Source organism: Serratia sp. CY40230 (genome assembly GCF_052168835.1).
GTDB lineage: Bacteria > Pseudomonadota > Gammaproteobacteria > Enterobacterales > Enterobacteriaceae > Serratia > Serratia nematodiphila.
Genome location: NZ_JBJNLX010000006.1, coordinates 113,568 through 126,132, shown reverse-complemented (window position 1 = coordinate 126,132; position 12,565 = coordinate 113,568). Strand labels below are relative to the sequence as shown.

Here is a 12,565-nt window from a genome sequence, read left to right as displayed (position 1 = left end):
TTCAACCGCCCGCTCACTCGCCCGGTGAACAGGCTCCAACATTGATGATGATACGATGACGCGAAAAATAACCTGGTTAACTGCTCTGGCCTTAGGCATCAGCACCCTGTCGCAGGCCGAAACCGCCACCGCGCCGACCGTGGCGGCCCAGCCGCCGATCGCCGCGGCGGCCGATACGGCGACCGCGCCGCAGGATCCGAATGCGCCGGTGCGCGACGTGTCGCTGCCGTTCGCGCAGATAGCGCCGCCGCCGGGCACCTTTGTTCTGCGCGGCACCCGGCCGGACGGGCAGATCGAATTCGGCGTGCGCAGCGATGAGGTGGTCTCGCAGGCGATGCTCGACCTGGAATTTACGCCGTCGCCGGCGCTGATCCCGGTCGAGTCGCACGTCAAAGTCTACCTGAACGACGAGCTGATGGGCGTAACCACCCTCGCCAAGGAGCAGTTGGGCAAGCCCAATCGCATCCAAATGGCGATCGATCCGCGCTATATCACCGATTTTAACCGCGTCCGGCTGGTGTTTGTCGGCCATTATCAGAACATCTGCGAAAACCCGGCCAGCACTTCGCTGTGGCTCGACGTCAGCAAGTCCAGCGCGCTGAAGCTGCGTTTCCAGACGCTGCCGGTGAAAAACGAGCTGTCGCACTTCCCTGAGCCGTTCTTCGACAGCCGCGACAATCGGCCGCTGACGCTGCCGATGGTATTCGCCGGCCAGCCTGATCTCGCCCAGCAGCGCGCGGCGGGCATTCTGGCCTCCTGGTTCGGCAGCAAGGCGCAGTGGCGCGGGCAATCCTTCCCGACGCTGTACAATGCGCTGCCGGCGCAGCACGCGGTGGTGTTCGCCACCAACTCGCAGCGCCCGGATTTCCTGCGCGATTATCCGGCGGTCAACGGCCCGACGGTGGAGATGATCAGCCACCCCGACAATCCGTACGTCAAACTGCTGTTGATTCAGGGGCGTGACGACAACGATTTGATCACCGCGGTGAAGGGTATCGCGCAGGGTAACATCCTGTTCCGCGGCCAGAACGTGACGGTGGACAAGGTGGAACAGCTCGCGGCGCGCCAGCCTTACGACGCGCCGAACTGGGTGCGCACCGATCGGCCGATGACCTTCGCCGAGCTGCAGCAATATGCCGAACAGTTGCAAACCAGCGGCATCGAACCCGGCCCGATTTCGCTGACCATGAACCTGCCGCCGGATCTGTTCCTGATCCGCAGCACCGGCATCGACATGCACCTGAAATACCGTTATACCGCGCCGCGCATTCAGGACGGTTCGCGGCTGAGCGTCAGCCTGAACAACCAGTTCGTGCAGGCTTACTCGCTGGTGCCGGAACACGAGCAGGGCGCGCAGCTGCTGCGCCTGCCGCTGACGCAGGGGCTGCTCGACTCCGACAGGAACGTCAGCATCCCGGCGTTGCGGCTGGGCGCCACCAACCAGCTGCGCTTTGACTTTGACTACACCACGCTGCTGGCCAGCGGCGCGGAAGGGCGCTGCGAAACCTACTCCTTCACGCAAAACCACGCGGTGATCGACGGCGCGTCCACCATCGATTTCTCCGGCTATCGCCACTTTATGGCGATGCCGGATTTGCGCGCCTTCGCCAACGCCGGCTTCCCGTTCAGCCGCCTGGCGGATCTGTCGCAAACGCTGGTGTTGGTGAACCAGAAACCGCAGCCGGCGCAGGTCAGCGCGCTGCTGAACGCGCTCGGCGTGATCGGCGCGCAAACCGGCTACCCGGCGCTGGCCTTTACGCTGAGCGACGACTGGTCGCAGGCCAAGGATCGTGACGACGATATCCTGATGATCGGCACCATTCCGCCGGCGTTGCGCGACGACAAGAAAATCAGCCTGCTGGTGGACGCCACTCAAAGCTGGGTGAAGCAGCCGACGCGCCAACCGCCGTTGCCGAGCGCGGAATTGCTGGCGGAGGACGCCAAGCCGGACAGCAAAACCACCGTCAGCTCCGAGGGCGCAATGTCGGCGATCATCGGCGTGCAATCGCCGTTCAACGATCAGCGCAGCATCGTGGCGCTGCTGGCGGACAGCCCGCGCGGCTATGAGTTGCTGAACAATGCCCTGCTGGACAGCGGCAAACGCGCCGCGGTGTTCGGCTCGGTGGCGGTGATCCGCGAATCGGGGGTCAACAGCTTGCGCGTCGGCGATGTTTACTATGTCGGCCACCTGCCGTGGTGGGAGCGGCTGTGGTATGCCCTCTCCACCCACCCTGTTCTGCTGGCGGTGCTCGCGGTGGTGCTGGTGGTGATCCTGGGGCTGATGCTGTGGCGCGGCCTGAAGGCCTTCAGCCGGCGGCGTCTGGCGCCTGAAGATCGGGATTGACGGCGGTGAACGCGATGCTGCAACGCCTGTCGCTCGGCATGCTGCTGCTGTGCGCTTTCAGCGCGGCGGCGGCCTGCGAGTGGCCGGGCTGGCAACAGTACAAGCAGTTCTACATCAGCCCGCAGGGGCGGGTGATCGACCCGAGCAGCCCGAACAAAATCACCACCTCTGAGGGCCAGAGTTACGGCCTGTTCTTCGCCCTGGTGGCCAATGACCGGCCGACCTTCGACCAGCTGTTGACCTGGACGGAGAACAATCTGGCGGCGGGCGATCTCAGCGCCCGTTTGCCCGCCTGGCTGTGGGGCGAGAGCGACGATAAGCAGTGGAAGGTGCTGGACGCCAACTCGGCGTCGGACGCCGATCTGTGGATCGCCTACAACCTGCTCGAAGCCGGCCGCCTGTGGAAAAGCCGGCGTTATCAAACCCTGGGGACGCTGCTGCTGCAACGCATCGGCCGCGAGGAAGTGGCCGACATTCCCGGCCTGGGCCTGATGCTGCTACCGGGCAAAGTCGGGTTCGTGGCGGAAGATCGCTGGCGGCTGAATCCCAGCTACCTGCCGCCGCAGCTGTTGGCGCGTTTTGCGGCGCTGAACGGCCCATGGCGCGCGATGCGCGAGGTCAATCAACGGCTGTGGCTGGACACCGCGCCGCACGGTTTCTCACCGGATTGGGTGGTATGGCGGGTCGGCGCCGGCTGGCAACCGGACACCGTCAAGCCGAACGTCGGCAGCTACGACGCCATTCGGGTTTATCTGTGGGCCGGCATGCTGGCGGACGACGATGAGCACAAGGCGGCGCTGCTTGAACGCTTCCAGCCGATGGCGCAGCTCACTGCCAAACAGGGCGTTCCGCCGGAGAAAACCGATACCGCCAGCGGCAAAACCACCGGCGACGGCCCGGTCGGTTTCTCCGCTTCTGTGCTGCCGATGCTGGCGACGCAGGCTGAAGCGCTGGCGGTGCAGCGGCAGCGCATCAGCGAGCACCCGCCGGGTGACGACGCCTATTTCAGCGCTTCGCTGACGCTGTTCGGTCAGGGGTGGGATCAACAACGTTATCGCTTTAATCGTCAGGGTGAATTGCAACCCTCGTGGGACGGCCAATGCACAACTTCAAAATAAACTGGCTGAATTTGATTCCGCTGAGCCTGGCGATGCTGCCGCAGGCGCGCGCTGCGGAGGCCGTGGCCCCGGAACAGTGGCTGCTGGAACAGGTGCGCATTGGCGAGGCCGGCAACAAGGACGATCTGGTGCGCCAGTCGCTGTACCGGCTCGAGCTGATGGATCCGAACAACCCGGACGTGATCGCCGCGCGCATGCGTTTGGCGCTGCGGCAGGGCAACATGGCGCTGGCGCAGCAGCAGCTGGACAAGCTGAAAACCCTCGCGCCGCAGTCCCGCGCCTATCGCCAGGCGCAAATGAACATGCTGCTGACCCAGCCGGAAACCCGGCAAAAGCTGCAGCAGGCGCGCCTGATGGCGACCGCCGGCCGGTTGCCGGAAGCCAAGGCGCAGTACGATGCGCTGTTTCACGGCGAGCCGCCGACGCTCGATCTGGCGGTGGAATACTGGCGGCTGGTGGCGCGTTTGCCGGGGCAGGAGGCGAAGGCGTTAAAGCAGCTGCAGGCGCTGGATCAGCAATATTCAGGCAATGTGGCGCTGCGTATGTCGCTGGCGCGTATGCTGTTCAGTCAGAACCAGGACGCGCAGGCCTATGAACTGCTGCAGAAGATCGCCGCCGATCCGGCCGGGCGAGGCGATGCCGCCGATCTGTGGCTGGACAAGGTCAAAGCGATGCCGGTCAGCGCGCAGAGCGTGGCGGCGCTCAACCGCTTCCTCGGCGTGTTCGACACTGGCGATCAGGCGACCAGCGCCCGCGAAGAGCTGGCCAGACAGCAGAAATTGTTGGCCGATCCGGCCTATCAGGCGCGGGTGCGCGGCCTGGCGCAGGTGGATAAAGGCGGCAGCCGGGCAGCCATTCCTGAGTTGCAAAAGGCGCTGGCGGCGACGCCGAACGACGCCGAGGTGCTGGGCGCGCTCGGCCAGGCCTATTCGCGCGCCGGCAATCGCCCACAGGCGCTGAAGCTGTTTCGCCAGGCGCTGGCGGCCGACAAGAACGGCTACGACAGCGGCAAGTGGCAAAGCCTGATCAAAAGCACCGGCTACTGGCTGGCGATCGACGAGGGCGACAAAGCGCTCAAGGCCGGCAATCTCTCGCTGGCCCGGCAGAAATATCAGCAGGCGCGTCAGCTCGACGACAGCGACGGCGACGCGTTCATCGGCCTGGGCGATGTGGCGGTGGCGAGCAAGGATGACGCCGCGGCGGAAGGGTTTTATCGGCAGGCGCTGCGGCGCGATCCCGGTAACGGCAGCGCGCTGCGCGGCCTGGTGAATATCTATCAGCGCCAGTCGCCGGAAAAAGCGCTGGCCTACCTCAACGGCCTGCCGCGCAGCCAACAGGCCAAGCTGCGCAGCACCCTCGACGGACTGCGGCTCGATATGCTGAAACAGCAGGCGGAGACGCTGGCGGCACAGCAGCAGTGGCAGCAGGCGGCGGAAATCTATCGCCGCGCTCAGCCGATGGATCCCGACGACGTCTGGCTGACCTATCGCTATGCACAGGCGCTGCGTCAGGCCGGGCAGCCGCAGCAGGCAGACGCTCTGTTCCGGCAGCTGGCGCAGCGCCAACATGCCAATCCGCAGCTGACCTACGCCTATGCGCTCTATCTTTCCGGCAGCGATCGCGACAGGCAGGCGCTGGCACAACTCAATACGCTGCCTGCGGCACAGTGGAACGACAACATGCGCGAGCTGGCGCAGCGGCTGAAAATGCAGGCGGTAATCGAGCATGCCGAACGGCTGCGGGCGGCCGGTGACGAACCGGCGGCGGAAGCCTATCTGCGCCGGCAGCCGGCGGACACGCGCATCGATTTGCTGCTGGCCGACTGGGCACTGGCGCGCGGGGAGTATGCGGCGGCGCTGGACGACTATCAGCGGGTGAAACGGCGTGAGCCGAACAACCCGGATGCGCAGCTGGGCGAGATCGAAGCCTATGTGGCGCAGGGGGATCTGGACGCGGCGCGTCAACGGCTTAAAACCGAACCGCAGCCACAAGACGCTTCGCTCAACAGCCAGCGGCGAGTCGCCAACGCCTGGGGGGCGGTCGGCGATCCGCAGCAGGCCGAAGCTATCTTCGACCGACTGAAAACGGCGGCGGCTTCGGAGCCCGTCGGACAGACCAAGGCGCTGGTTTACCGTGACGCCGCCCGGCTGGAGCGGGCTCAGCAACAGCCTGAGCGGGCGCAGCAGGATTACCGCCAGGCGATGGTGGCCAGCGGCATCACGCCGACGCTGCCGCAGGATAATGACAGCTACACCTATTTGACGCGCAATAATCCGAGCGACGACTGGCTGAAACGCGGCATCCGCTCCGACGCCGCGGATCTATATCGACAGCAAGACGTGAACGTCACGCTCGATCACGATTACTGGCGCTCGAGCGGCACCGGCGGCATCTCCGACTTCAACGCGCACGACACCATGCTGCAGGTGGACATGCCGCTGCATGACGGGCGCGCCTTCTTGCGCACCGACACCGTGCAGCTGGATGCCGGCCGCTTTTCGACCGACGGCAGCGGCAAATACTACGAAACCTTCGGCACCTGCCACACGCAAGGGTGCCGCGGCGATGAACACCAGAAAACCACCGGCACCAGCGTGGCGGCCGGCTGGCAAAACGATCGCTGGGCCGCCGACATCGGCACGACGCCGATGGGGTTTGAGGTGGTCGACTGGACCGGCGGCCTGGCCTACAGCGGCGACTGGAACCACATTGGTTGGACGCTGGCGGCCTCGCGACGGCCGATCTCCAGCTCGCTGCTGGCGTTCGGCGGCGCCAAAGACCCGAATACCGGCATCACCTGGGGCGGCGTGCGCGCCACCGGCGTCAGCCTGAGCGCCAGCTACGATCGCGGCGAGGCGAACGGCGTCTGGGCCGATCTCAGCGCGCACCAGATTACCGGCAAGAACGTGGCGGACAACCAGCGGCAGCGGTTGATGGCCGGTTACTACTACAAGCTGATCAACGAAGACAATCGCCGCCTGAGCGTCGGGCTCAATACCATGCTGTGGCACTACCAGAAGGATTTGAGCGGCTATTCGCTGGGGCAGGGCGGCTATTACAGTCCGCAGCAATATCTGTCGCTGTCGCTACCGGTCAACTACCGTCAGCGCACCGAGAACTGGTCGTGGGAGCTGGGCGGTTCGGTTTCGCTGTCCCATTCGAAAACCGACAGCCAGCGCCGCTATCCGCTGCAGGGGCTGATCCCGGATTCGTTGCCCGATAAGTTCGCCGTCGAAGACGGCAGCTCTTCGAGCGGCGTCGGTTATACCCTGCGGGCGATCGTCGAACGCCGTCTCAGTTCGCACTGGACGCTCGGCGCCGGCATCGATATCCAACAGGCGAAGGACTATACGCCGAGCCACGCGTTGATTTATCTGCGTTATTCCCTGGCCGGCTGGCAAGGGGATCTCGATTTGCCGCCGCAGCCGCTGACGCCTTACGCCGACTTCAAGTAGCCGGAAGGGGAAAGATTCGGAGTGTCGGACGCCGGGGAGTTTTGTTACCCTGTGTCCGGGTCGCGTTTGTTCGCTTTAGGAAAAGACTGAAACCCGCGATTTTCTTGGTTTTGCCTGCGGCATAGCCAGATAAAAACAGCCGATGATCGAGTATACTCAGCCCGGTTCGAGGGGGCGGGTGAGAGTCAGCCCCCTTTTTTGTTTCAGCCCGATTTCACGGAGAGCAGGTTTGCGGGTCAGGCGTTCGTTAACGATTAAGCAGATGGCGACAGTGTCCGGCGTGGCGCTGGTCACGATCTGCATTTTTATCGTGATCCAGTTATTCCACTTTGTGCAGCAGCGCAGGGATGACTACGCCCAGCAACTGGAGAATATCGCTCATTCCGTGCGCCAGCCGCTGGCGGAAGCGGTGCTGCGCATGGACGTGCCGGAAGCCAAAAGGGTGCTGAACACGCTGTTGCCGGTCGGCATTCTCAGCCGGGCGGATATTGTGTTGCCGAACGAGTTTCAGGCGCTGCACGCCAATTTCCCGCCGGAGCGGCCGGTGCCGACGCTGATCGCCCGGCTGTTTGAACTGCCTATCCAAATTTCCGTGCCGCTCTATTCGCTGGAGCGGGTGCCCGCCAACCAGCAGCCGCTGGCCTATCTGGTGCTGCAGGCCGATTCGTTCCGCATGTACCAGTTTATCCTCAGCATTTTGTCGACCATGCTGTCGACCTACCTGCTGCTGGCGCTGATCCTGTCGGTGGCCATCACCTGGTGCATGAACCGGCTGATGGTGCATCCGCTGCGCGCGATGGCCAAAGAGCTGGAGAACATCTCGCAGGACGAAGCGCCCTATCACCAGCTGATGCTGCCGGCGCTGCATCAGGACGACGAGCTCGGCCTGCTGGTGCGCAATTACAACCGCAATCAACAGACGCTGGCCAAGGCGCATGCCGATATGAGCCGCCTGAGCACCCGCCACCCGGTGACCGAACTGCCGAATCCTGCATTGCTGAACGCGTTGCTGGAACAGCATATCGCCTCCAGTCTGCGCCCTGAGCGTTTTAACCTGCTGGTGATCGGCATCGAGACGCTGCATGAAGCGTCTGGCGTGATGAGCCCGGCGATGCGTGAAGCGCTGCTGCTGGCGCTGGCGAAGAAGCTGCGCGGCTGCATCGACGAAAACGGCGTGCTGGCACAGCTGAGCAATACCGAATTCGCCATTCTGGCCAAGGGCATTGAGCGGCCGTTCCACGCCATGCAGCTGGCGCGGCGCATCATGGCGGAGATCAATGCGCCGTTGACGCTGGAAGGTCTGGCGCTGCGGCCCAACGCCAGCATCGGCATCGCGCACTACCTCAATCAGGGGGAGAGCGCGGAACAGCTGCTGCGCAGCGCCACCTCGGCAATGATGTCCGCGCACCGCGAAGGAAAAAATCAGATCCTGTTCTTCGAACCCAGCCTGACGGAACGCACGCAGAAGCGGCTGACGCAGGAGAGCGAGATCCTGCACGGCATCGAGCAGCGGCATTTCACGCTGTTCCTGCAGCCGCAGATCGACATGCAGTCCAACGAGGTGATCGGCGCCGAAGCGCTGCTGCGTTGGCAGCAGTATGACGGCAGCTATACCCTGCCGGCCGACGTTATCCCGCTCGCGGAAGAGCTGGGCGTGATCGTGCCTCTCGGCAACTGGGTGCTGGAAGAGTCTTGCCGTATCCTGGCGGACTGGCAGCAACGCGGCATTGCGCTGCCGCTGGCGGTTAACGTTTCCGGTATTCAGATGCAGGATGAAGCGTTCGTCCCGCATCTGAAAAACCTGCTGGCGCAGTATCGGATCGATCCGCGCAAGCTGCTGCTGGAGATCACCGAGACGGTACGCATCGACGATCTCGATCGCGCCCTGGCGCTGCTGCGCGAGCTGCACGACCTGGGGCTGTCGATCGCGCTGGACGACTTCGGCATGGGCTACTCCAGCCTGGAGTACCTCAACCGCTTGAAATCCCTGCCGATCGATTTGATTAAGATCGACCGCAGTTTCATTCAGGGGCTGCCGGGCGACGATGCGATGGTGCGCATCGTCAGTTCGATCTCCGAAGTGCTGGCGTTGCCGGTGATGGCCGAAGGCGTGGAAAACGCCGAACAGCGCGACTGGCTGCTGCAGCACGGCATTCGCAGTGGGCAAGGGTTCCTGTTCGCCCGGCCGCTGCCGCGTGAAGCGTTCGAAGCCGAGTTTTGCCGCGCGGCGCCGTGAGCGCCGCGTTGCCTTTCCGGTACTTTTCCTCGTCCGAAAATCGCTATTCTTTATCTACCTCTTTTGCGTTAGTGCAAACAAAGGCTTACGCAATTTTCAGCTTTGCACCCTGACTGACGCGTTTCAGCTCTTAAATTCACATCAACCCCACACGGTGGGTGCAACAAATTATTTCCATGTTGTTAAGTGGGTGTTATTTTCCGCGCAGCAATAAACCGATTGAGTAATTCATTCCCCCAATAACTGAAACGGCGCCATGCCAGAAAAAAAGCGTGCATGAATCCCGTTTCCTGCATGAGAGGGGGGATCGGTTGCCACCTGATGCGTGTCTTGCCCCCATAGGATGTTCATATGAAAACAACCATTTTTAAGAGCCTCTATTTTCAGGTACTGACGGCGATCACGCTGGGTATCCTGCTTGGCCACTTCTACCCTGATCTTGGCGCCCAAATGAAACCCCTGGGCGATGGCTTCGTTAAACTGATCAAGATGATCATCGCGCCGGTGATCTTCTGCACCGTGGTGACCGGCATCGCCGGCATGGAAAGCATGAAGGCGGTGGGGCGCACCGGCGCCATCGCGCTACTGTATTTTGAAATCGTCAGCACCATTGCGCTGATTATCGGCCTGGTGATCGTCAACCTGGTGCAACCGGGTGCCGGCATGAACGTCGATCCCGGCACGCTGGACGCCAAAGCGGTGGCGATCTACGCCGAACAGGCGCAGCAGCAGGGCATCATTCCGTTCCTGCTGGACATCATCCCCGGCAGCGTGATCGGCGCATTCGCCAGCGGCAACATTCTTCAGGTGCTGCTGTTCGCGGTACTGTTCGGCTTCGCCCTGCATCGTCTGGGCGACAAAGGGCAGCTGATCTACAACGTGATCGACAGCTTCTCGCGGGTGATTTTCGGCATCATCAACATGATCATGCGCCTGGCGCCGCTGGGGGCCTTCGGCGCCATGGCGTTTACCATCGGTAAATACGGCGTCGGCACGCTGGTGCAACTCGGCCAGCTGATCGTGTGCTTCTATATCACCTGCATCCTGTTCGTGGTGGTGGTGTTGGGCAGCATCGCCCGCGCCAACGGCTTCAGCATCTTCAAATTCGTCAACTACATCAAAGAAGAGCTGCTGATCGTGCTGGGAACCTCGTCGTCCGAATCCGCGCTGCCGCGCATGCTGGATAAAATGGAGAAGCTGGGCTGCAAGAAATCGGTGGTGGGTCTGGTGATCCCGACCGGATACTCCTTCAACCTGGATGGCACCTCTATCTACCTGACCATGGCTGCGGTGTTTATCGCTCAGGCGACCAACACCCACATGGATATCATGCATCAGATTACCCTGCTGGTGGTGTTGCTGCTCTCCTCCAAAGGGGCGGCGGGCGTGACCGGCAGCGGCTTTATCGTGTTGGCCGCCACCATCTCCGCCGTAGGCCACCTGCCGCTGGCCGGCCTGGCGCTGATCCTCGGCATCGACCGCTTTATGTCGGAAGCCCGCGCGCTGACCAACCTGGTGGGCAATGGCGTGGCGACCGTGGTCGTGGCCAAATGGTGTAATCAGCTGGATGAGAAACAGCTGAAAGACACCCTGAACAACAAAAACACCGGCGCGGACAAAACGCTGCCTTCCGCCTGATTTCGGCGGTAAATCACCGGCCGCAGCCGCGGCCGGTGAGCTTCTTCCCCTGCCTCGTAACGATTTTTTGCATTAAAAACCCCGCAATCTATTATTTTTCACTCTAATGAGTGACATCCGCAAAGGCGCGCGGTCTAACACGATGGTACACTTTCTGCTTTCCGCCCCACTGTGAAACTCAGGGCGTATTTTTATGATTCCATTGAATGGAATACACGCATTTGCATAAGAAATTGGATAGTCATTAAGTAGGGGTTCACATGCAGGGCACCAGAATTCATCTTATAGTTGGTGGGCTGCTACTGGCGGCAGCCAGTAGCAGCGTGCAGGCTGAAGCACTACAACCCGATCCTGCCTGGCAGCAGGGGGCGCTGGCCAACGGGTTTTCATGGCAGATTCTCGATACGCCGCAGCGGCCAAGCGACCGCGTGGAACTGCGGCTGATCGTCAATACCGGCTCTCTGGTGGAGTCTTCGCAGCAGACCGGTTTCGCCCATCTGCTACCGCGGCTGGCGTTGGCGCGCAGCGAAAGCTTTACCGCGCCGCAGCTGCGCGCCCTGTGGCAACAGAGCGTGGATAACGAGCGGCCGCTGCCGCCGGCGATCATCTCGTATGATTTCACCATGTATAACCTCAGCCTGCCGAACAACCGGCCCGACCTGCTGAAAGAAGCGCTGGCCTGGCTGGCGGACACCACCGGCAAACTGGCGATCGACGAGCATACGGTGCACGCGGTGATGAATTCCAGCATCAATCCGGTCGGCACTTTCCCGCCCAATACCCAAGATGCCTGGTGGCGTTACCGCCTGAAAGGTTCGACGCTGCTGGCGCACGACCCGGCGCAGCCGGCGAAGCGGCCGGTCAACCTCGAGCAGCTGAAGAAATTCTATCAACAGTGGTATACCCCGGACGCCATGACGCTGTTCGTGGTCGGCAAGGTCGACAGCCGCAGCCTGGGCGAGCAGATCAACAAGGCGTTCTCGCCGCTGCAGGGCAAACGTGAAACCCCGGCCCCGATGCCGACCCTGACGCCGCTGCCGCAGCAGCCGGTGAGCCTGATCAGCGAGCAGGTGAAACAGGATACGCTGTCGATCATGTGGGATTCGCCGTGGCACCCGATTCGCGATTCGCAGAGCCTGCTCCGTTACTGGCGTGGCGATCTCGCCCGCGAGGCGCTGTTCTGGCATCTTCAGCAGACGCTGGAAAAAAGCGACCAGAAGAGCCTGCATCTGGGCTTTGACTGCCGCGTGCAGTACCAGCGGGGGCAGTGCGCCATCCATCTGGATACGCCGAACAACAATCTGAACGGCAGCCTGGGCTTTATCGCCCGCGAGCTGGCCAACGTGCGTGACAACGGCCTGTCGAAAGAGGAATTCGATGCGCTGCTGGCGCAGAAAAACGATCAGCTGAGCAAGCTGTTCGCCACCTACGCCCGCACCGACACCGATGTGCTGATGAGCCAGCGCCTGCGTTCGCAGCAGAGCGGGGTGGTGGATATCGCGCCGGAGCTGTATCAGAAACTGCGCCAGGAGTTCTTGTCCAGCCTGACGCTGGAGACGCTGAATCAGGCGCTGAAGCTGCAGCTGTCTCAGGAGGCGACGCTGGTGCTGATGCAGCCGAAGGGCGAGCCGGAAATGAGCATGAAGCAGCTGCAGGAAACCTATGACGGCATCATGATGCCGGCGCCGGCGGTGGTGACGGAAGAAGCCAAACCGGCCGACACCGCGGTGGCTGCGCCGGCGACGGACGCCGGCGCGCAGTAATTCGCAGCAGG

At 62.6% G+C, this 12,565-nt stretch carries 6 protein-coding genes; all 6 read left to right on the top strand.

Going from position 1 to position 12,565, the window contains the following annotated elements; translation table 11 throughout:
• Positions 1-55 precede the first annotated feature (55 nt).
• The 6 genes from bcsB to ACJ8IJ_RS20770 all read left to right on the top strand — a co-directional run bounded on the left by bcsB (position 56) and on the right by ACJ8IJ_RS20770 (position 12,554).
• On the top strand, positions 56-2,344 hold the full coding sequence (gene bcsB / locus ACJ8IJ_RS20795) for a cellulose biosynthesis cyclic di-GMP-binding regulatory protein BcsB (RefSeq protein WP_171402755.1): 2,289 nt from the start codon (positions 56-58) through the stop codon (positions 2,342-2,344).
• Positions 2,345-2,349: 5 nt separating this feature from the next.
• Positions 2,350-3,462, top strand: coding sequence for a cellulose synthase complex periplasmic endoglucanase BcsZ (gene bcsZ / locus ACJ8IJ_RS20790; protein WP_085337623.1), 1,113 nt, complete (start codon positions 2,350-2,352; stop codon positions 3,460-3,462).
• Complete coding sequence (gene bcsC, locus ACJ8IJ_RS20785; protein WP_442518884.1) at positions 3,444-6,917, top strand: cellulose synthase complex outer membrane protein BcsC; 3,474 nt, start codon at positions 3,444-3,446, stop codon at positions 6,915-6,917. Before bcsZ ends, bcsC begins: the two co-directional genes overlap by 19 nt.
• Before the next feature lie 229 nt (positions 6,918-7,146).
• Entirely contained in the window at positions 7,147-9,153 is a 2,007-nt protein-coding gene (hmsP, locus tag ACJ8IJ_RS20780; protein ID WP_208020762.1) for a biofilm formation regulator HmsP, read from the top strand.
• A 351-nt stretch (positions 9,154-9,504) separates the two neighbouring features.
• Entirely contained in the window at positions 9,505-10,791 is a 1,287-nt protein-coding gene (locus tag ACJ8IJ_RS20775) for a dicarboxylate/amino acid:cation symporter (RefSeq protein ID WP_004934168.1), read from the top strand.
• A 260-nt stretch (positions 10,792-11,051) separates the two neighbouring features.
• Positions 11,052-12,554 carry a M16 family metallopeptidase gene (locus ACJ8IJ_RS20770; protein WP_033645700.1) on the top strand — a complete coding sequence of 501 codons (1,503 nt, stop codon included), beginning with the start codon at positions 11,052-11,054 and terminating at the stop codon, positions 12,552-12,554.
• Positions 12,555-12,565: the final 11 nt, after the last annotated feature.